This window comes from Dyella sp. 05T440 (assembly GCF_056395965.1).
On record NZ_JBFTKN010000002.1, the window covers coordinates 401627 to 421972 of the forward strand.

A 20346-nucleotide genomic window follows, 5' to 3' on the forward strand; every position below is an offset into this window, starting at 1 on the left:
GCGCCTGCAACGAGGCGTCACTTTAGTTAGATACAAGCCAATCAACAATAGCGTTGATCAGTATTTACAGCACTTTGCAGGTGCTTGTTCTCGTAAAACGGCGACCCGGGGGTCGCCGCCTGCCCTCAATGCCCGGTGGACGGGGGGGCCGCCTTCGCGGCCTTCAGCTGGGCCTGGAGCTCGGCAATGGTCTGATCCTGCTGCTTGAGCTTGGCATCGGTGTCGTGAGACTTGCTTTCTTCACGCGCCACGTCGCCCTGCAGCTGCTTGAGCGCGGCCTGCTGCTTCTCGATGGCCTGATCCAACTGTTTCTGATCGGCGGCCTGTGCAGCCGGCGAGGTTGACGGCTGTGCCGCCCGAGCGGGTACCACGGATACCAGAGCGCACATCACCAACCCGGTCAGCACATGCTTCATTACAGATAGTCCTCGATCAGAAGTTCTGCGATTTGAACGGCGTTGAGCGCCGCACCCTTGCGGATGTTGTCCGCGACAATCCACATGTCCAGGCCGCGCTCGTGCGAGATGTCCTCGCGGATGCGGCCGACGAACACCGGGTCCTGCCCGGCGGCATCACCCACCGGCGTGGGATAACCGCCGGCCTTGCGCTCGTCCATCACCACCACGCCGTCGGCGCGTTCCAGCAGCTCGCGCGCCTGCTCGGCGCTGATCTTCTCGCGCGTCTCGATGTGCACCGCCTCGGCGTGGCCGTAGAACACCGGCACGCGCACCGCGGTGGGGTTCACCTGGATGGTGCGGTCTTCGAGGATCTTGCGCGTCTCCCACACCATCTTCATTTCTTCCTTGGTGTAGCCGTTGGGCTGGAAGTCGTCGATGTGCGGGATCACGTTGAAGGCGATCTGCTTGGGGAATTTCTTGGTTTCCACTTCCTGGAAGCTGAGCAGCGCGGAGGTCTGCTTGCCCAGTTCTTCCATGCCGCTGCGACCGGCGCCTGACACCGACTGGTAGGTCGCCACATTGATGCGCTCGATGCCCACGGCGCGATGGATCGGCGCCAGCGCCACCAGCATCTGCATGGTCGAGCAGTTGGGGTTGGCGATGATGCCTCGCGTGGTGTACTCGGCGATGGCGTGCGGGTTCACTTCGCTCACCACCAGCGGGATATCGTCCTGGTAGCGGTATTCGGAGGTGTTGTCGATCACCACGGCGCCCGCGGCAGCGGCGCGCGGCGCGTGTTCGCGGCTCACCGAACCGCCGGCCGAGAAGAAAGCGATGTCGACGCCGTCGAAATCGTAGTCGGCAAGATTGCGCACGGTGACCTGTTTGCCGTCGAAGCTGATTTTCTCACCGGCGGAGCGCTCGCTGGCCAGAGGGACCAGTTCGCTGATGGGGAATTCGCGCTCGGCCAGGATCGCCAGCAGGGTCTCGCCCACGGCGCCGGTGGCGCCGACCATTGCCACCTTGTAGCTGCTCTTCTTGCTCATGTTCCGTAATCAGGTAGGAGGAATCGGAAAACCGTCCCGATCTCCGCGTTAGCGGAAATCTAGCCGGGGCGGCGCGCAAAACAACCTGCGACTCGCGCGGGCGTGAATGTCATCACGCTTTATGTGCAGACCTGCGTGCCAAAACCGCCGGATTGAGCGCGGTCGGCGGTTTTCCCGCCGCCTCGCCCAAGCCAAGCGCTGCGATCACATTGTCCGCCGCCAGGTTGGCCATCGCACGGCGGGTTTCTTCGCTGGCGCTGGCGATATGCGGGCTGAGCACGGCGTTGTCGAGCGCCAGCAGGTCCGCATGCACGGCCGGCTCGCCCTCGAACACGTCCAGCCCGGCCGCCGCCAGCTTACCTTCCCGCAGCGCCACCGCGAGCGCCGCGTCGTCGACGATGCCGCCGCGGGCGATATTCACCAGCACTGCCGACCGCTTCATCTGCGCCAGCTCGGGCGCGCCGATGGCATGCCGGTTCTCCGGCGTGAACGGCAGCACCAGCACCAGATAGTCGGCCTGGCGGAGCAGCTCGGGCTTGCTGACCAGGGTGGCCTGGCACTCGCGCTCGATCATTTCCGGGAGGCGCGAGCGGTTGTGATAGAGCACGCGCATATCGAAGCCCGCAGCGCGGCGGGCGATGCCCTGCCCGATACGGCCCATGCCCAGGATGCCCAGCGTGCGGCCATGCACATCCAGGCCCAGCCAGTCGTCGAAACGCATATTGCTGCCCGGCCACTGCCCGGCCCGCAGCCAGCGTTCGGCGGCGCCCACGCGGCGGGCCGCGGCGAGCATCAGCGCCCAGGCGTAGTCGGCGACGCTTTCGTTCAATACGTCTGGCGTGTTGCTGGCGAGAACGCCGGCGCGGGTCAGCGCGTCCACATCCAGGTTGTTGTAGCCCACCCCAAGGTTCGCGACCACTTTCAGCCGCGTATTGCCTTCGAGCACGCCGGCATCAATGCGATCGGCCAGGCCCACGATGGCTCCGTCGACGCCGGCGAGCTTGCGCTTGAGCTCATCGGCCGAGTGGCGGTGTTCCACGGCTTCGGCGTCGACCTCGACATGTTCGGCCAGGCGGGCCAGTACATCGGGAAACAAGGGGCGCGATACCCAGACTTTCGGTTTGGCAGTCATCAACGATCTTCTTCGTACGGGGCCCGGCCCCAACAGAGACCGGGAGAGCTCAGGGAATACGCGGCAAAACCTCGCCCACGTCGCCGCATTGGGCGCGATGGCGTAGCGCGTGGTCCATCAGCACCAGCGCCATCATCGCCTCGGCGATCGGCGTGGCGCGGATGCCGACGCAGGGGTCGTGACGCCCCTTGGTCACCACGTCCACCGCCTCACCCGCCAGATTCACGCTGTGGCCGGGAATGAGAATGCTCGAGGTCGGCTTGAGCGCAATCGAGGCCAGCACCTCCTGCCCCGTGCTGATGCCACCGAGAATGCCGCCCGCATGATTGGACGCAAAGCCGTCCATCGCCATCTCGTCGCGATGCTGGCTGCCGTGCTGGGCGACCACGCCGAAGCCATCGCCGATCTCCACGCCTTTCACCGCGTTGATCGACATCAGCGCCGAGGCGAGGTCGCCATCGAGCTTGCCGTAGATCGGTTCGCCCCAGCCCGGCGGCACGCCGTCGGCCACCACGTTGACGCGCGCACCGACGGAATCGCCGGATTTGCGCAGCGCATCCATGTACGACTCCAGCGTGGACACCTCGTGTGCATCGGGCCAGAAAAACGGATTTTTCTCGACCACGTTCCAGTCGAACGAGCCCGGCGTGATATCGCCGATCTGCGCGAGATAACCGCGCACGCGCACGCCGTAGCGTTCGGCCAGCCACTTTTTCGCGATCACCGCTGCCGCCACGCGCATGGTCGTTTCGCGCGCCGAGGAACGACCGCCGCCACGCGGATCGCGGATGCCGTATTTCTGCCAATAGGTGTAATCGGCGTGGCCCGGACGGAAGGTCTCGGTGATGTTGCCGTAATCCTTGCTGCGTTGATCCGTGTTGCGGATCAGCAAGGCGATCGGCGTGCCGGTGGTCTTGCCTTCGTAGACGCCGGAAAGAATTTCCACCTCGTCTGCCTCACGGCGCTGCGAGGTGTGGCGGCTCTTGCCGGTGGCGCGGCGATCAAGATCGGTGCGGAACTCTTCCGCGTCGATCGACAGGCCGGGCGGGCATCCGTCGATGACGCAGCCGATGGCCGGACCATGGCTTTCGCCGAACGTGGTGACGGTGAACAGTTTGCCGAAGGAGTTGCTGGACACGAGGCTCGATCGTCTGCGGGATAACCGCCACAGCTTAGCGCGATGCAGCAATTCCTGCGTCGTTTGCGGCGCGATCTCGCCATTCGCATGCCAGCAAGGCGAATACCACGTCGTCCACCCATTCGCCGCGAAACAGCAGGCTCTCGCGGAAATGGGCTTCCTGGCGCATGCCGACGGCTGTCAGCAAGGCCATGCTCGGGGTGTTGCGCGGGTCGACCGAGGCGTAGATGCGATGGACGCCCAGGCTGCCAAATAAGTCATGGAACAGCGCCTCCAGCGCTTCCCTGGCGTAGCCCTGTCCCTGCGCCGAAGGTGCGATGGTGATGCCGATCTCAGCCTGCCCGTCGGAGAGACAGAAGCCAACATCACCGAGCAAGGCGTCGTCATCGCTCCTGCGAATGGCGCGCTGAAACCAGCGACACTGCGGCGGCTTATCCAGTGCCATTTGGGTTCGAATGAAACTATCCGCATCAGCCAGCGTCTGCGGACGCCAGCCCTGGTAGCGCGACACCTCGGGATCGGCGCGATACCCAAACAGCGCGGCCGCATCGCCCTCATGCAGGGCATCGATACGCAACCGCGCCGTGATCAGCTGCATGATCGCTCAGCGACCCTTGCGCGCCTCGGCCGCCGCGCGGATCGCCTCGGCGTGCTCGATCAGGTCGCGACGCTCCAGGGCGAACACGCCCATGGGGCCGACCTTGAACTCGATCCACACGAACGGGACTTCCGGCAGCAGCTCACCCAGCTGACGCTCACTCTCGCCCACTTCCACGATCAGCAGGCCGTCCTCGGTGAGGTAATCGGCCGCTTCGTTGAGCATGCGCACGCAGATGTCCAGGCCATCTTCGCCCGAGGTCAGGCCGAGCTTCGGCTCGTGGCTGTACTCGCCCGGCAGCGCGGCGTATTCGTCTTCGGTGACATACGGTGGGTTCGACACGATGAGGTCGTAGCGACGGCCCTTCAGGCCGTTGAACAGGTCCGACTTGATTGCCTCGACGCGGCCTTCCACGTGCTGGAACACGATGTTCTCGCGCGCCAGCGACAGCGCGTCATCGCTGATGTCGACGATGTCGACCTGCCAGTCCGGATTGAACTCCGCCATGGCGATGCCAATGCAGCCCGAGCCCGTGCACAGGTCCAGGGCGCGTTCGACGTGGCGGTGATCCAGCCACGGCTGGAAGCCCGATTCGATCAGCTCGGCAATCGGCGAGCGCGGCACCAGGGCGCGGCGATCGCTCTTGAACTTCAGGCCGGCAAACCAGGTTTCACCCACCAGATAGGCCACCGGCAGACGCTCGTTGACGCGGCGCTCGATCAACGCCAGCACGCGCTCGCGCTCCTCGCTGGTCAACCGGCCCGCGCCATACGCCGGCGGGATATCCGGCGGCAAGTGCAGGCTCGCCAGCACCAGATGGGTGGCCTCGTCGATGGGATTGTCGTGACTGTGCCCAAAGGTCAGCCCGGCCGCCGAAAAGCGGCTGGCGCCGTAGCGGATGAAGTCGATGATGGAGGCGAGTTCGTGGGTCACGGCGGGCACATGGTCGTGAAGGGGTCGCACAGTATAGCCGCTGCCGGCCAGGGGCCGCCCGCCGCTGCCGGGGGCCACCCCGGCCGTCCAAAAGTGGATGGAATTCACAGTTAGCGGCCAGCACCCCCTTTGGCCAATTGTGGGCCGCCGAGCGCGCTCGCAAAAATCCGCCCGCGACCAGCCATGGGAGGGGACCTGTCCGCTGGGTCGCACTCACTCAACAAGGGGAAAACATGAACGTAAGGAAGCTGGTCATCGCGGCCGCATTGGCTGCGGGTTTCTCTATGCCTGCGATGGCGCAAACCGACACGGGTGGCTCAACGGCGGTGACGCCCTGGCCTGCTTTTCTGCAGGAAGCCAATGAAGTGTTTCGCGCGGACTACTCCTATGTCGCGCCAAACGACGTCGATGGTGACGGCCTGAGTGACCTGCTCTGGGTCAACGCCGAGAAAAATGAGGTGGGCTATTGGCTGTCAGGCTGGGGCGACACCTATCCCCAGCCGTACATCGCAGGCGCACGCAAGGCATTTCACGTGCCCGCCGGCTATTACGTCGGCGCCACGGGCGACCTCAACGGCGATCGCATGGTCGACCTGGTACTCACCAACGCCGACCGCAAACTCTTCTTGTGGGCATCCAACGGTACGGGCTTCGACTCCATCCACATCGGCACGTACCCGGAAGGCTGGCAGTTGCTGGGCGCAGGCGACATCGACGGCGACAACAACGCCGATCTGCTGTGGTGGAACGACAGCAAGTGCGAGTTCGGCTACTGGCGCATGCAAGGCGCCACCGTGCTGGAAAGAAAGGTAATCAAGGCGACCTGCGGCTATCACGTGGCCGGGTTCGGACACTTCCTGCTATCCAATCACCTGGACCTGCTGTGGACTAGCGACGCCCATGACGTCTACCTATGGGCAGGCACGGATTCGGGCTTCACGTCCACTTTCCTGGGCAACTACGACCCGCAGGGTCACATCATCGGGACGGCTCTCGCCGGCGACGGCGGCGGCATCAACGTGTATGTGCAGAACGATGCCGCTATGCAGTTCACGCAGTACGAATGGGTACGCTACTACGACCAGCAAGGCAATGTAGGACTGACCACGTTCAATGCCATCCGTAGCCTGCCGATCAACCAAGGTGACTACTTGGGCGCCACCGGCAATATGGATGGAGCGAACGAAGCCGTGCTGCTCTGGGGCAACGACACCGCCAACGCGGCCACCACGCCGAAGGCGCCGGGACGCCTGACCTGGTACACGAGTACGTACGGGGCCTTCACGCCCGGTAGCAACATCTGGCAGGCCACCGCCATCGCCAGCTATCCGACCGGCTGGGCTTTGCTGGGGTCAGGTCACTAAGAAACGAAGGTCGGCGGCCCGCCCGGTCGCCGACCTTCCCCGATGCGCCCCGGCCCGAGGCAATCGACGCCGTCATCGTTCATACTTGCGGGATGACCTTCAACGTACTCCTGCAATACATCCTGCCCCACCGCGCGCTGTCGCGGGTGGTCTACTGGGCCACGCGCTGGACTTTCAAGCCGTGGAAGAACTTCCTGATCAGCACCATCGTGCGCAACTATCAGGTGAACATGGCCGAGGCGGCGCAGCCCGATCCGCTCGCCTACCAGCACTTCAATGCGTTCTTCACCCGCAAGCTGCGGGCGGATGCGCGTCGTGCCGATGCCGACCCGAAGGCCCTGATTTCGCCGGCCGACGGCAAGATCAGCCAGATGGGCAAGATCGTTGATGGGCGCATCTTCCAGGCTAAGGGCCAGGAGTACACCGCCGCGGAACTGCTCGGTGACGAGGCCAGCGCCACGCCGTACCGCAACGGGCGCTTTGCGACCATCTATCTGTCGCCGCGCGACTATCACCGCGTGCACATGCCGCTGAAGGGAACGTTGAAGGAGACCGTGCATGTGCCCGGCCGCATCTTCAGCGTCGCGCCGTTTGCGGTGGAGGCGATTCCGCGCCTGTTCGCGCGCAACGAGCGGCTGGTCTGCCATTTCGACGGCGAGCACGGCCCGTTCGTGGTGGTGATGGTGGGCGCCATCCTGGTCTCCAGCGTGGCCACCGTATGGGACGGGCTGGTGATACCGCCGTATGCCTCGTCGATCCGTCGCAAGTCGTTCGCCGGCCAGCAGATCACGCTGGAGCGATTCGCCGAGATGGCCCGCTTCAATATGGGCTCGACCGTGATCATGCTGTTCCCCGAAGGCATGGCGGAACTGGATCAGCTGGCCTCGCAGCAACATGTGCAGGTGGGCCAGCGCCTGGGCGTGGAAGTCGGGGCTTAAGCAAGCCGCCCGTCAATTTATTGACGCCGCGAGTGACGCGTTTCGTCGTTTTGTGACCTTTTTGGCGCATTCCCCGCGCCGGGCGCGGCTATGCTCCCGCTCGGCGACGCCCCTGCGCGAGCGCCATCCCCAGGCCAGACCGAGGACCGTCCATGCGCATCGTCACCCGACTCATCGCGATGAACCGCAGTCGCCAGCTAGGCAGGCAGCTGCGCGAAATCGAGCGCCAGATCCATGCCCTGCCCAAGCGCAGCCGCGCCCGCCTCGGCACCATGGCGCTACGCGAAATCGGCCAGGCCTCGCGCGGCGACTTTCCGCATCTGTACGGCACGCCCCCGGAAGAGCGTTACCTGCCCTGGGGCCAGGGCACCGAGATCGGCCTTGCCCGCGCACGCTCGGACAACCCCGAGGTGGCCATGCGCGGCATCGCACTGTGGCTGGCGGTGGCCTACCACGAGACCAAGAACACCCCGCACCCGAACCTGCAGCCGCACCACCGCGACCTGATGCGGCTGCTGCGCGGGCTGAAGGAAGATCATCGCGCCGATCCCATGCAGACCTGGATGCAGGCGCCTGCCGCGGCCTGAGTCCTCCCGCTCGCCCATGAAAAAACGCCGCCCTCGAAGGCGGCGCTTTTCGTTGTTGCGATGGCTAAGGCGCAGGCGTCACCGACAAGTCGGCAACTTGAGCACCTGCCCCGGCTTGATCTGGTGATGCCTGAGGTCGTTCATCTCCGACACCTCCTGCACCGAGGAGCAGCTCGCCTTGCTGACGATGCTGGTGAGCGTGTCGCCCCGCCTGACCGTGTAGTTGCGCGTGCGCGACGTGCTGGAACTGCGCGATGGAGCCGCAGGCGGCGGTGACGGCGAGGAAGGCACCACCGGGATCACCGCGGTGTGCAGGTCGTTCGCCAGGATCGGCCACGGCCCCGTGGTGCAACGCGCTTCGTAAGACTTCTCCAGCACCTTGGGCAGCATGATGCGCACGCCGGTGGGCTGGCTGACCTGCGGATCCAGCCGCGGGTTGAGGTTGCGCAAGGTGCGGAACCAGCCATCCTGCATGCCGGCGGCGGAGCCCAGGCAAACAGTGAGCTCGGTCAGCGACGCGGGACGCTTCAACACGACGCTGCCCTGCGCGCCATCCACGTGCGGAAAGCGCAGGTTGTAGCTCTCCGGATGCAGGAACAGCCATGCCGCCGCCAGCACGGAGGGCACGTAGTCGCGCGTCTCCTGCGAGAGCTGGTTGTAGATGGTGGGGTCGTACAGGCTCACCGTGGTGTTGTCGCCGACCAGTCGGCGCATGCGGCCCTCACCGCCGTTATAGGCGGCCAGGGTCAGCTCGAGGTTGTTGTTGAACGCCTTGAGCTGCTCGTCCATGTACTCCGCGTTGGCGCGCGCGGACTCGGCAGGATCGAAGCGCGAGTCGAAACCATCTTCCGTATTGAGGCCAAAGCGCAGGCCGGTGGCGTACATGAACTGCAGCGGCCCGGCAGCGCCGGAGCGCGATATCGCATGCACCTTGCCGCCCGATTCCTTGGCCATGATGCCGAACAGCAGCGCCTCGGGCAGGTCCTGCTTCTGGTATTCCGGCCACATCTGATAGCGCAGGAACTGGTAGTTGACGTAGGCATCCATCAGGTTGCCGCGCCACTGGGTGAGCCACATTTCCAGAGCCGCTTTCACCGGACCATTCATGGCGATCAGCTGCGACAGCTGCTGGCCGCGCAGCAGGGTCACGCTGCGCTGCGCCTCGGGCAGGCTGGCCGCACCGGTCTTGCCGGCTTCGCTGCCTTCGGGCAGGTCGGCGCCCATGCTGCCCATATCGTCGCCCAGGTCGAAGTTGCCATCCTTCAGGCGCAACAGGCGATCGAACGCCGAGAAGAAACGCTGCGGATCGCAGCCCGGCGTCGACGGGCAATGCGCGGAGGCACTTTGCAGTTGATCCAGCGCCGTGGTGAGCGTCTGCTGCGAGGCCTGGGCGTTGCCGGCGCGCGCCTGCGTCAGCGCCGTTTCATAGCCTTTGCTGGCCTGGTCCAGCTGCGCGTAAAGCTGATTGGCCTGCGGCGTGGGAGCGACGGGCTTGCTGCCGCCGCCACTGGAACACGCAGCCATCAGCATCGCGGCAACGGCAAGAGGCGCCATGCGCAGGGAGCGGTGTACGACGGGAAAAACCATGAATGACTTCACTACCTGGCCGAAGCGGCGACCTTACTGCGCACGGAGCAGGGACTCAACCGGAAATGTCCTGATTCAATGGGCGACCGCAAGAAGCTGACGCATGGCTACAATCGCGGTGCACCCTATGGATGGAACGCCATGACTGAGATCTTGATCGGCAGCAACGACAGCAGCAGCGTCAGCCTGGACCCGCGCTACGGCAATCGCCACGGCATGATTGCGGGCGCCACCGGCACCGGCAAATCGGTCTCGCTGATGGTGCTGGCCGAAGGCTTTTCGAAGCTCGGCGTACCCTGCTTTCTGGCCGATGCGAAGGGCGATCTGGCCGGTCTGTCGATGGCCGCGGGCGAACCGGGCGACAAGCTCAAGGCGCGCCTGGCCAAGCTGCATCTGAACGACTGGAAGCCGCAGGCCAACCCGGTCATTTTCTGGGACATCTACGGCAAGCTCGGCCATCCCGTGCGCGCCACCATCAGCGAGATGGGCCCTACCCTGCTCGGCCGCATCCTGGAGCTCAACGACACGCAGGAGGGCGTGCTCGAGGTGATCTTCAAAGTGGCCGACGACCAGGGCTGGCTGCTGCTCGACCTGTCGGATCTGCGCGCCATGCTCGGCTTCGCCAGCGAAAACGCCAAGGACATTTCCACCCACTACGGCCTGATCAGCACGCAGAGCATCGCGGCGATACAGCGCGCGGTGCTCAAGCTGGAACAGGATGGCGCTGACCAGTTCTTCGGTGAGCCCGCGCTGGAACTGGCCGACCTGATGCGCCAGGACATGAGCGGCCGCGGCGTGATCAATGTGCTGGCCGCCGATCAGCTGATTCTCAAACCGCGCCTGTATTCCACCTTCCTGCTGTGGCTGCTGTCGGAGTTGTTCGAGCAGTTGCCCGAAGTGGGCGATCTGGATCAACCCAAGCTGGTGTTCTTTTTCGACGAGGCACACTTGCTGTTCGACGACGCGCCGCCCGCCTTGCTGCAACGGGTGGAACAGGTCGTGCGCCTGATCCGCTCCAAGGGCGTGGGCGTGTACTTCTGCTCGCAGAATCCCGATGACGTGCCGGGCAATATCCTCGGACAGCTTGGCAATCGCGTGCAGCACGCGCTGCGTGCGTTCACGCCGCGCGATCAAAAGGCAGTCCGGGCCGCCGCCGAAACGTTCGTGGCCAATCCCAAGATCAACGTAAGCGAGGCCATCACCCAGCTTGCGGTGGGCGAGGCGCTGGCGTCGACCTTGCGCGACGGCGGCGTGCCCTCGCCGGTCGAGCGCGTGATGGTGACCACGCCCACGGCACGCATCGGTGCGATCACGGAGGCGGAGCGCGCCACCGTGCGTCAACGCTCGCCGGTGGGCGGCAAGTACGACACGGCGATCAATCGCGAGTCGGCCGCCGAAATGCTCGCCAAACGCGCCGCGGAAAAGGCCGCCGATCCGCAGGTGGTGGCCAGGCAGGCACCGGCCGGTGCGGCGCCCCAGCAAAGCGGCGGCTGGACGGATGCGGCACGCGAGATCCTGCTCGGCACCAACCGCCGGCAAGGCATGGTCGAGGCGATGGCCAAGTCGGCCGTGCGCGCGGCGGGCTCGCGCCTGGGCCAGCAGATCGTGCGTGGCGTGCTGGGCGGCATCTTCGGCGGCAAGCGCTGAAGGAGCTCGCATGTCGCAGACACGCGTTATCGCCGTGGTTCTGGTTACCGTCCTGGTCGTGCTGTTGCTGCTTTATGCCAACGGCTCGATGGGACGTTTCCTGTGTCGGCACCACAAAGATGGCTGGCTGGAAAAGCATGGCTTCATCACCTGCGTTCGCGCTCCCTAGCATTCAAAGCACTGCCGCCTGAGGTTAAAACGCTTGCGCATGCCGCGACCTAAACCCGTATCGCCACATGCGCCGCTGGCGGACCGCTTGATCGCGGGCTTGTCCTATCCGTTGCGTGGCACAGCGCTGGCTACCTGTGTGCTGCTGGGGTTGGGCCAGTGCCTGACGATACTGCCCGGCATCATCGGCGTGTGCTTCGCTTTCTTCCTGTGGCTGGCGCGCTGGCGCTACGCGGCGGCCTGTCTGGTACACACGGCCAATGGCTTTGCCGAGCCGCCCGATGTCGGCATGGATGAAAACGCCGCGGCCGGCCGCGCGCTCACCTTGCTGCACATGCTGGTGGTCCTCGCCTGCGTCGCCTGCAAGCTGATTTATGCGCCGATGTTCTGGCCGCTGATCCTGTTCTTCTCGCTCACCCTGCCCGCCATCGACATGTCGCTGGCCTTCGGCGACGAGGCCAACGCGTTCAATCCGCTGCATTGGCAAAAGGTGATCGGTCGGCTGGGCGCCGGTTATTTCCTTCCGGTGGTCATCAACCTCGTCACCGGCCTGCTGATCATGCTGCCATCGCTGCTGCAGCCGAGCCTGCTGGCCATCCTGTTGCAACCGCTGTTCGCGTTCGGCTACACCTACCTGATCATCTTCAACCTGCATCTGATGGGCGTCATGATCCATCGGCATCACGAGCGTTTCGATCTGCAGCCGGAAGCCGACGTGCTGGCGCGCGAAAGCGGCCAGGACGAAGACGAACGCCTGCTGATCGCGGTGCGCGACATGGCGAAGGTCGATCGTCGCGCTGCCATCGGCATGCTGGTGGAACGCATGCAGGGACACAGTGCGCCGCCGTCGCTGCATCAGGCGTATCGCGAGCTGTTGAAGCAAGAAGGCCTGACCGCCGGTTTGCTCGAGCATGGGCAGATCTGGATCGCGGCGCTGATGGCCAACGGCGAGCCACGTCGCGCGCTTGGGCTGGTGCAGGAATGTATGGAGATCGATCCGAACTTCCTGCCCGATGCGCCGGAAAGCGTTGCCACGCTGGCCGAACTCGCGTCCAGCGCGGGCATGACGCGATTGTCGCTGAAGCTAGGCCGCGGCTACCTCGCGCGCTGGCCGCGCTCGTCCGAGTGCCCGCGCCTGGGCCTGCTCGCCGCCAGGCAGATGGCCGAGCGGCTCGGTCAACACGCCGAGGCAGCCGTGCTGCTGGGCAAGTTGGCAGCGACGTGGAGCGGGCATCCGCTGCATCCATCGCTGGTGGCGTACGCAACCCAGCTGCAACAGGGGCCCGGCATCTCCCGGACACCGGCGCTCGACTAGTCGCAAGTCGTGTTGCGGCTCGCCCGGAAGCGGGTGTAGCGTGCGCAAGCCAACTCCTTTGGTGCACCGCCCCGTCCGCAAGCGATTCCGGCGCTCCGCGGCCGTCGACACGACCGGCTCACACCTGGTGCACAAGGAGAGTTTCATGCGTCACTTCATCGGCAAGTTCGTATGGCTGGGCCTGATGCTGGCGACCCCCGTCGCCTTCGCCCAAAGCACCTCGGCGGCCAAGGAGCCGCCCCGCGCGGTCATTTCGCTGTATCGGGTCGCTCCCGGCAAACACGAAGCCTTTCTCAAATGGATGGCCGATCGCGACGCCATTGACAAGCAGCTCGGCCTGCCGCGCGCGCAGTGGTATGCGCACTACCAGGGCGACTCCTGGGATTACATCGCCATTGCACCTGCATTGACCGATGCGCAGCAGAAGAAGGAAGACGATGCGGCCAAGGCCAAGGGGCTGACGATAGGCGCCAAGTCGTCGATCGAATTCCGCCAGTTCATCGCCTCGCACACCGACACCGTCGCCTTTGGCCCGATGAATGTCAGCGACATGGACGCGATGGTCAATTCGCCCTGAAACCACTGACGGGAGTGCACGGACGTCGCTCCCGTCACCGCTCAGGCGCCAGTCCAGCTAAAATCGGTGCGATGAGCAACCCAACGCAATGACCCACGCATGAGCCGCTGGCGCCCACCCTCGCCTTCATCCACCGCCATCATCACGCGCGAAGGCTTCGAGAAGCTCAAGGCCGAGCTGGATCATCTTTGGCATACGCTGCGCCCGGAAGTGGTCAAAGCGCTGGCGGCCGCGGCGGCCGAGGGCGATCGCTCGGAGAATGCCGAATACACCTATCGCAAAAAGCAGCTCGGCGAGATCGATCGACGCGCGCGCTATCTCAGCAAACGCATTCCGTCGCTCAAGGTGGCCGAGGGCTCGCCGGCAGATCAGGAGCTGGTGTTTTTCGGTGCGAGCATCGAGCTGGAGAACGTCGACTCCGGCGAAAGCGTCGTCTACCGCATCGTAGGGCCGGACGAGACCGACGCCCGCCGGGGCTGGATCAGCATCGACTCGCCGCTGGCCCGCGCGGTGTTGAAGAAACGCCTGGACGACGAATTCGAAGCGGAGCTGCCCAGTGGCCGCACGCGCTTCGTGATCGCGGCGGTGAACTACTGATCATCGCCCCTGCAGCAGCGCCTGCACGTCTGCCTGGTGCGATTCGACAAAACGGATGTTGTCCGCGTTGACCCATACCTGGTTGAGATTGCCGGACAAGGCGGGATCATTGCGTGCCTGCACCGCCATCACCGCATTCATCAAGGCGATATTGGCGAGCATGAATTCGCGCGGCGTGAAGCCATATTTCTTCACCAGGGCCGGGATGCGCGGATCGGCCGCCATCGCCTGATTGGCCAGGTCGTCCAGGCTGTGCACCTTGCTGGCATCGGGAGCCGCCTGCGGCGGAATGCCGGTGGCGCGGGCTTCGCGTGTAGCGGCGGCAAGGCGCCCGAAGGCGTCTTCGCTGAGCGTGTATTTCTTGATCTGCTGCTTGTCCGCATCCGGCAATGCCGGCAGTGTCCCCTGCGCGTGCACCAGCGTCGTTGCGCCCAACACCAGCGCGAATACGGCCACGCGGCACGCAGAAACGACACGATCAAAAGCAGGCATAGGTATCTCCGGGAAGCTGCCATTCTAGCTGGCAAAGGCGTCACCCTGGCATCGGGCAGTTCAATGACCGCTCAGTCGTGCAGAAGTTGCTTCATCGCATGCTGATAATCCGCATCGATCTGCTTGAGCCGCATCGTTTTGGCCTGATCGTTCACCCAACGGGCGTGCATGGCCTGCTCGCGCATCAGGCGAAATTCCAGATCAACGAAAGGCCGCAGCACGTTGTTGTCGGCTTTGGCAAAGCCGGCCAGGTCGGGAATGCGGGCGAGATTGGCGCGCTCGCGATCGCCGGCAGCGCCAGGCGCCCGGCCATAGCCGCGCATGAAAGCGATCAGCTGGCCACGCAGCGGCTCACTCATGCCATCGCGCACCACCAACACGCCTGAAGGGATCAGCGGGGAACGCCAGATCACCCGCAGCTGCGTTCCTTCCGCCGGAAAATTGCGGCGGAACAGATCCAGATCGGGGTTGTTGCAGGTCGCCACGTCCACCTCGCCGTTGGCCACGGCAAGGATATTGTTCTGATGGTTGCCCACGCGCACATGGGCGAAAAACGTATCGGAGTTGAGCCCCTTGGCTGCAAACACCTCCGCTTCCGGCGCCACATAGCCCGTGACCGACAAGGTTTCACCACGCGCATAGCGCCAGCGTCCGGGCTTGGCGAGCAGATCCTTGAGCGAGTGGATGGGACTATCCGCTCGCACGATCAGCATGGCGTTATTGCCCTTCGCGCCATCATTGCGCAGGAATTGCGCCACCACGCTCATGTGCTGGTGTTCCACCGCTTCGATGGCCAGACGCCCGGACAGGAACGCGATGTCCACGCGCTGGTCGCCAATGGCTCCCGAAAGGCCCGCATAGCTGCTGACGGAAACGGTGGTGACGGGGTGGCCGAGCTTGCGCTCAAGGTCTTCCAGCAACGGGCGCCATTGCTCGCGCGATTCCGCGGCGCTGCCGATCGGCAAGATCCCGAAGTGGATGGCTGGAGCGACGGCGCCCTGCACCACCTCGTCGGCGCGTATGCGCGCGACAGGCACCAGCAGGCAGGCCGCACAAAGTGTGCGGAGCCACCATCCAGGTCCCCGTCCAACGCGTGCCCGCCCAGCCGTTTCCATGCGCGCTCCCCAGCCCCGCTGGCTTCGTTGTAGCGCGATTGGCAGGCCGCCGCAATTTGTTGCAGGGACGTAACGGTCGCTCAGAGCTCGACGGGCGAGGGATAGGCGCGCCCTTCGCGACGCGGCTGGTAGCACTCAGCGTGGCGATGAAACGACTCCACTTCGCTGTCGGCACGCCATCCCGGCAGGCCCGACAGGGGCAAGGGGCGCAGGTCCAGGGGATCGCGCAGCAGCTTTCCCGCGCCGATGCCATCGGCTGCGGCGGCCACCATCTGGTCCCCACTGCCAGGCCCAAGGAAGACCAGCGCCTTCCCCACCAGCAGCTTGCCCGGGCTTAGTGCGTGTTCGAGCAAGGCATGGCCAAACACCTGCACGCAGGCCCGGCCATCCGTCCAGGCACAACGCTCGCGCCAGAACAGCCCATGCCAATCGTGGCTGTCCCACAGATCGAGCAAGTGGCGATCCTTCAGATTCACGATCACGCCAGCCTCGTCGAAGTGCGTCATCGCATATTGGGCGCGCGACCGATCGCGCGTGCCCATGATTGCAATCTCTGCCATCTGCTGCGCATTGAGCGCGCGCTTCAACGAGGGGTAACGCAACCAGGCGTAGGCATTGAACAGATCGTGCCAGTTCGCCTCGCGCGTGGCGATGGCGCCACGCTCGGCAATGCGCTGTTCGTAGTGCAAGCCGTCTTCGAGCAAGGCGGCTGTCTGCGCCACGAAGCGCTCGCGCTGGCCGACAGGCCTGGCTTCGTTGAGTTCATCGATGGAGGGCCAATGCGGCCCCTGCATCCAGCTCGCATATTCACGCCAGCCGAGCAGCGGCCAGCGCGCGAACACTGCGGGATCGACGCTTTCGCGGGATGGCGCGACGTAACGCATCACGCCACCGCGTTTAGCCGGCCAGGCGGGCGTGCAGGTCGTGCTCGTCGGCGGCTTCGATCACCACGTCGACAAACTGCCCTGCCTTCAGCGACTGACCGCTGGCGATGTGCACCACGCCATCGATCTCCGGTGCATCGGCGGCCGAACGTGCGACGGCGCCGTTCGCGCCAGCCTCGTCCACCAGTACCTTCATGCGGCGGCCGATCTTGCGCTGCAGCTTGACGGCGGAAATCTCTGCCTGCACCGCCATGAACTGTTCCAGGCGGTCTTCCTTCAGCTCTTCGGACACCGCACCCGGCAGTTCATTCGCCTTGGCGCCATCGACCGGCGAATAGGCAAACGCACCGACGCGATCGAGCTCGGCCTCGCGCAGGAAGTCGAGCAGCTCTTCGAACTCCGCATCGGTCTCGCCGGGGAAACCCACGATAAAGGTGCTGCGGATGGTGAGATCAGGCACGACCTTGCGCCAGTTGCGGATGCGTTCCAGCGTCTTGTCGATATTGCCCGGGCGCTTCATCAGCTTGAGGATGCGCGGGCTGGCATGCTGGAACGGGATATCGAGGTAAGGCAGGATCTTGCCCTCCGCCATCAACGGCATCACTTCGTCCACGTGCGGATACGGGTAGACGTAGTGCAGGCGCGACCACACGCCGAGTTCGGACAGGCCTTCGCACAGCTCGGTCATGCGCGTGCGGTAGCTCTTGTCGCGCCACTGGCGCTCGGCGTACTTCACGTCCACGCCGTAGGCACTGGTGTCCTGCGAGATCACCAGCAACTCCTTCACGCCGCCCTTGACCAGACGCTCGGCTTCCAACAGCACTTCGTCGACCGGACGCGACACCAGGTCGCCACGCATCGAGGGAATGATGCAGAAGCTGCAGCGGTGATTGCAGCCTTCGGAAATCTTCAGATACGCATAGTGCTTCGGGGTGAGCTTCACACCCGTGTCCGGAATGATGTCCAGCAGCGGATTGCGCTTGGGCGGCAGCGCCGCGTGCACCGCCTGCATCACGCTCGCATAGTCCTGCGGACCGGAAATGGCGAGCACATCCGGATAAGCCTCGCGGATCAGCTCCGAGCGCTTGCCCAGGCAGCCGGTGACGATCACCTTGCCGTTCTCATGCAGCGCTTCGCCAATGGCGTCCAGCGACTCCTGCACGGCGGCATCGATGAAGCCGCAGGTGTTCACCACCACGGCGTCGGCAGCGCCGTAGCTGGGCACGATCTCGTAACCCTCGACCTTGAGCTGGGTGAGGATGCGTTCGGAATCGACCAGCGCCTTGGGGCAACCAAGACTGACGAAACCGACTTTGGGCGAGACCTGCGACATGGCGTGGGGACCGTAACTATGCGGAAAACGGGAGATTGTATCGCACACCCGGCCGCCACACCGGCTTGACTTGCTGAATGGCTAGAATTGCCTTTTGACGCCTCAGGAGCACGCCCCATGGGTCAGCACATCAATCTCAACACCACGCGCATGCAGTGCATCGGCGCCTATCTAGCCCAGCCCGAGGGCAAGCCCAAGGGCGGCATCGTGGTGATCCAGGAGATTTTCGGCGTCACCGAGCATATCCGCCATGTCGCCGATGGTTTTGCGCAGGCGGGCTATACCGCCATTGCCCCGGCGTTCTTCGACCATCTTGAGACCGGGGTGGATCTGAAGTACGACAACGAAGGCATGCAGCGCGGCCGCGAACTGGTGACCGAGCTAGGCCTGGATCGCGCGGTGGAAGACGTCGCCAGTGCCGCCGAGGCGATCAGCTCGGCCGGACGCATCGGCACCGTGGGTTACTGCTGGGGTGGCACCGTCGCGCTGCTGGCGGCGCTGCGACTGGGTCTGCCGTCGGTCAGTTACTACGGCGCCCGCAATGGCGCATTTCTTGGCGAAAAGCCCAAGGCGCCGGTGATGTTCCACTTCGGCGAAAAGGACACATCCATTCCGCCGGAAACGGTGCACAAGCACCGCGACATGCTGCCGCAAATGGAAGTGTTCACCTACCCCGCCGGCCACGCCTTCAACCGCGATGTGGGACCGCAATACGACCAAGCCAGCGCCAGGCTCGCCTACCAGCGCACGCTGGCCTTCTTCGACAAACACCTGGTGCAAGGCGCATGAGCGATGCGGGGTTTGTGCTCGATTCGCGCCTACGCAATGACACGCGCCATGTCGCCTCGCTTGAGTTGTGCGACGTGTTGCTGATGAACGACACGCGCTTTCCCTGGCTGGTGCTGGTTCCTCGCGTGCCCGGCATGGTGGAGATCTGCGATCTCCCCATCGAGCAGCAGACCATGCTGTGGCGCGAAGTGAGTCACGCCTCGCAGGCGCTGCGTTCGCTTGGGGCGTTCGACAAGCTCAATCTCGGCGCCCTGGGCAATATCGTGCGCCAGCTGCACGTGCACGTCGTCGGCCGACGCGAAGGCGATGCCGCGTGGCCGGGCCCGGTATGGGGCAGCGGCGCGGCAGCGCCTTATGGCGACGAAGCCATGGCGTCGCTGCAGACGAGGCTGCGCGACGCGCTGGAGGGCTGAGCCATCACTTCCAGCGGCACAAAAAAAGCCCGCGAAATCCGCGGGCTTTTTCAATGCAACAGCGAGCTTACATATGCTGCTGCGGCGGCGGGGCTTCCGCCTTCACCGGCGCCTTGTAATCTTCAAGATCACGCGCCTTGGTGTCGACCACGCTGATCTTCTTCAGCGTGCCGCCGTCGTCGTAGTACACGGTGAAGCCGTAGTCGATCTGCAGACGGGCCATGTACTGCAGATGCTGCTTGCGCACCTTGGAGTCGTCGCTGGGCTCCAGCAGCACCGTCTTGGGCAGCTTGCCCTGGTCCTTGAGGTAGGCGAAGTGGCTGCCGGTATCCAGCGCCGAGAGCACCGCGCCGTCGACGACGAACTGGCCGCTCTTATAGGCCTGGATCACCGCGTCGAACTGGCTCTTCATGTCCGCGGTGCGCACTTCATCCTTGGCGCTGCCGCGGTGACAGCCGGCCAGCACCAGCATGCTGCCCAGCAGGATGGCTGCGCCGGCGCGGGACAGCAGCGTGGAAAAACGGGTCATGCGGGATCTCCTGCAAAGGCATCAATGTGAACAAAAAGAGTGTAGCGCCGCCCCGGCCTGATGCATCGAACCCGGACGGCAACCATTCAGGTGAACGTGACGGCGATCGCAAAGAACTGCGAACGACGGCTTCAGGTGCGCGGCAACGTAACGCCTTGCTGCCCCTGGTACTTGCCGCCGCGATCCTTGTAGCTGGTCTCGCATTCCTCATCGGACTCGAGGAACAGCATCTGGGCCACGCCCTCGTTGGCGTAAATCTTGGCAGGCAGCGGGGTGGTGTTGGAGAACTCCAGCGTCACATGCCCCTCCCACTCCGGCTCCAGCGGGGTCACGTTGACGATGATGCCGCAGCGCGCATAGGTGCTCTTGCCCAGGCAGATGGTGAGCACTTTGCGCGGAATGCGGAAATACTCGACCGTGCGGGCCAGCGCGAACGAGTTGGGCGGAATGATGCACACATCCGCTTCCACATCGACAAAGCTGGTCGGATCGAACGCCTTCGGGTCGACGATGGTGGAGTTGATGTTGGTGAAGATCTTGAACTCGCGCGCGCAACGCACGTCGTAGCCGTAGCTCGACGTGCCGTACGACACCAGCCTGGTGTTGTCGCGCGTCTTGACCTGGCCGTGCTCGAACGGCTCGATCATGCCGTGCTGCTCGGCCATGCGGCGGATCCACTTGTCGGATTTGATGCTCACTCGTGCTCCCGAGGGGCTGATCTGTCGCGCCGGATGGCGTAAAGGTTGGGAAAATAGCGGAAAGTGAT

Annotated in this window: 23 protein-coding genes; 10 read left to right on the forward strand and 13 right to left on the reverse strand. The window is 64.5% G+C overall.

The window, feature by feature from the left end:
• Window positions 1-125: 125 nt before the first annotated feature.
• From AC1DE1_RS03590 to prmB, 6 genes are all read right to left on the reverse strand, one after another.
• Window positions 126-416: a hypothetical protein gene (locus AC1DE1_RS03590; RefSeq protein WP_441603472.1), complete on the reverse strand. Its 291-nt coding sequence runs from the start codon at window positions 414-416 to the stop codon at window positions 126-128.
• Window positions 416-1444: an aspartate-semialdehyde dehydrogenase gene (locus AC1DE1_RS03595; protein WP_477175849.1), complete on the reverse strand. Its 1029-nt coding sequence runs from the start codon at window positions 1442-1444 to the stop codon at window positions 416-418. The genes AC1DE1_RS03590 and AC1DE1_RS03595 overlap by 1 nt, the downstream gene beginning before the upstream one ends.
• A 112-nt stretch (window positions 1445-1556) precedes the next feature.
• Window positions 1557-2576: a 2-hydroxyacid dehydrogenase gene (locus AC1DE1_RS03600; protein ID WP_477175850.1), complete on the reverse strand. Its 1020-nt coding sequence runs from the start codon at window positions 2574-2576 to the stop codon at window positions 1557-1559.
• A gap of 49 nt (window positions 2577-2625) precedes the next feature.
• Complete coding sequence (gene aroC, locus AC1DE1_RS03605) at window positions 2626-3714, reverse strand: chorismate synthase (protein ID WP_477175851.1); 1089 nt, start codon at window positions 3712-3714, stop codon at window positions 2626-2628.
• A 34-nt stretch (window positions 3715-3748) separates the two neighbouring features.
• Window positions 3749-4312 (reverse strand): GNAT family N-acetyltransferase, encoded by a 564-nt coding sequence (locus AC1DE1_RS03610; RefSeq protein WP_477175852.1) that lies wholly within the window; start codon window positions 4310-4312, stop codon window positions 3749-3751.
• A gap of 6 nt (window positions 4313-4318) precedes the next feature.
• Entirely contained in the window at window positions 4319-5245 is a 927-nt protein-coding gene (gene prmB / locus AC1DE1_RS03615; RefSeq protein ID WP_477175853.1) for a 50S ribosomal protein L3 N(5)-glutamine methyltransferase, read from the reverse strand.
• A 233-nt stretch (window positions 5246-5478) separates the two neighbouring features.
• On the opposite strand from prmB, the gene AC1DE1_RS03620 reads away from it, so the two are divergent.
• The 3 genes from AC1DE1_RS03620 (at window position 5479) to AC1DE1_RS03630 (ending at window position 8134) form a co-directional block, all read left to right on the forward strand.
• The gene (locus AC1DE1_RS03620) at window positions 5479-6609 is read left to right on the forward strand and encodes an FG-GAP repeat domain-containing protein (protein ID WP_477175854.1); all 1131 of its coding nucleotides are present in this window, start codon (window positions 5479-5481) and stop codon (window positions 6607-6609) included.
• A gap of 92 nt (window positions 6610-6701) precedes the next feature.
• Window positions 6702-7547, forward strand: coding sequence for an archaetidylserine decarboxylase (gene asd / locus AC1DE1_RS03625; protein ID WP_441603479.1), 846 nt, complete (start codon window positions 6702-6704; stop codon window positions 7545-7547).
• 152 nt (window positions 7548-7699) lie between these two features.
• Window positions 7700-8134, forward strand: coding sequence for a hypothetical protein (locus AC1DE1_RS03630; RefSeq protein ID WP_441603480.1), 435 nt, complete (start codon window positions 7700-7702; stop codon window positions 8132-8134).
• A 78-nt stretch (window positions 8135-8212) separates the two neighbouring features.
• On the opposite strand, the gene AC1DE1_RS03635 is transcribed toward AC1DE1_RS03630, so the two are convergent.
• Complete coding sequence (locus AC1DE1_RS03635) at window positions 8213-9721, reverse strand: transglycosylase SLT domain-containing protein (RefSeq protein ID WP_477175856.1); 1509 nt, start codon at window positions 9719-9721, stop codon at window positions 8213-8215.
• A 141-nt stretch (window positions 9722-9862) separates the two neighbouring features.
• Between AC1DE1_RS03635 and AC1DE1_RS03640 the strand changes: the two genes are divergently transcribed.
• The 5 genes from AC1DE1_RS03640 (at window position 9863) to greB (ending at window position 14025) form a co-directional block, all read left to right on the forward strand.
• Window positions 9863-11368: a helicase HerA-like domain-containing protein gene (locus AC1DE1_RS03640; protein WP_477175857.1), complete on the forward strand. Its 1506-nt coding sequence runs from the start codon at window positions 9863-9865 to the stop codon at window positions 11366-11368.
• A gap of 10 nt (window positions 11369-11378) precedes the next feature.
• The gene (locus AC1DE1_RS03645; protein WP_477163881.1) at window positions 11379-11537 is read left to right on the forward strand and encodes a hypothetical protein; all 159 of its coding nucleotides are present in this window, start codon (window positions 11379-11381) and stop codon (window positions 11535-11537) included.
• Window positions 11538-11576: 39 nt separating this feature from the next.
• On the forward strand, window positions 11577-12851 hold the full coding sequence (locus tag AC1DE1_RS03650) for a hypothetical protein (protein ID WP_477178899.1): 1275 nt from the start codon (window positions 11577-11579) through the stop codon (window positions 12849-12851).
• Between the two features lie 145 nt (window positions 12852-12996).
• The gene (locus AC1DE1_RS03655; protein WP_441603485.1) at window positions 12997-13428 is read left to right on the forward strand and encodes a hypothetical protein; all 432 of its coding nucleotides are present in this window, start codon (window positions 12997-12999) and stop codon (window positions 13426-13428) included.
• A gap of 99 nt (window positions 13429-13527) precedes the next feature.
• Entirely contained in the window at window positions 13528-14025 is a 498-nt protein-coding gene (greB, locus tag AC1DE1_RS03660; RefSeq protein ID WP_477175859.1) for a transcription elongation factor GreB, read from the forward strand.
• On the opposite strand, the gene AC1DE1_RS03665 is transcribed toward greB, so the two are convergent.
• The 4 genes from AC1DE1_RS03665 to rimO form a co-directional block, all read right to left on the reverse strand.
• Window positions 14026-14517, reverse strand: a complete 492-nt coding sequence (locus tag AC1DE1_RS03665; protein WP_477175860.1) for a hypothetical protein — start codon at window positions 14515-14517, stop codon at window positions 14026-14028.
• A 71-nt stretch (window positions 14518-14588) separates the two neighbouring features.
• Window positions 14589-15632, reverse strand: a complete 1044-nt coding sequence (gene phnD / locus AC1DE1_RS03670) for a phosphate/phosphite/phosphonate ABC transporter substrate-binding protein (protein ID WP_441603488.1) — start codon at window positions 15630-15632, stop codon at window positions 14589-14591.
• An 80-nt stretch (window positions 15633-15712) separates the two neighbouring features.
• Window positions 15713-16516, reverse strand: a complete 804-nt coding sequence (locus AC1DE1_RS03675; RefSeq protein WP_477175861.1) for a DUF3025 domain-containing protein — start codon at window positions 16514-16516, stop codon at window positions 15713-15715.
• Between the two features lie 13 nt (window positions 16517-16529).
• On the reverse strand, window positions 16530-17849 hold the full coding sequence (rimO, locus tag AC1DE1_RS03680) for a 30S ribosomal protein S12 methylthiotransferase RimO (protein WP_477175862.1): 1320 nt from the start codon (window positions 17847-17849) through the stop codon (window positions 16530-16532).
• Between the two features lie 117 nt (window positions 17850-17966).
• On the opposite strand from rimO, the gene AC1DE1_RS03685 reads away from it, so the two are divergent.
• On the forward strand, window positions 17967-18638 hold the full coding sequence (locus AC1DE1_RS03685) for a dienelactone hydrolase family protein (RefSeq protein WP_477175863.1): 672 nt from the start codon (window positions 17967-17969) through the stop codon (window positions 18636-18638).
• Complete coding sequence (locus AC1DE1_RS03690; protein ID WP_441603492.1) at window positions 18635-19051, forward strand: HIT domain-containing protein; 417 nt, start codon at window positions 18635-18637, stop codon at window positions 19049-19051. Before AC1DE1_RS03685 ends, AC1DE1_RS03690 begins: the two co-directional genes overlap by 4 nt.
• 67 nt (window positions 19052-19118) lie before the next feature.
• Here AC1DE1_RS03690 and AC1DE1_RS03695 read toward each other — a convergent pair whose 3' ends face one another.
• Window positions 19119-19580 (reverse strand): hypothetical protein, encoded by a 462-nt coding sequence (locus AC1DE1_RS03695; protein ID WP_477175864.1) that lies wholly within the window; start codon window positions 19578-19580, stop codon window positions 19119-19121.
• 131 nt (window positions 19581-19711) lie between these two features.
• Window positions 19712-20278, reverse strand: coding sequence for a dCTP deaminase (gene dcd, locus AC1DE1_RS03700; RefSeq protein WP_441603494.1), 567 nt, complete (start codon window positions 20276-20278; stop codon window positions 19712-19714).
• Window positions 20279-20346: the final 68 nt, after the last annotated feature.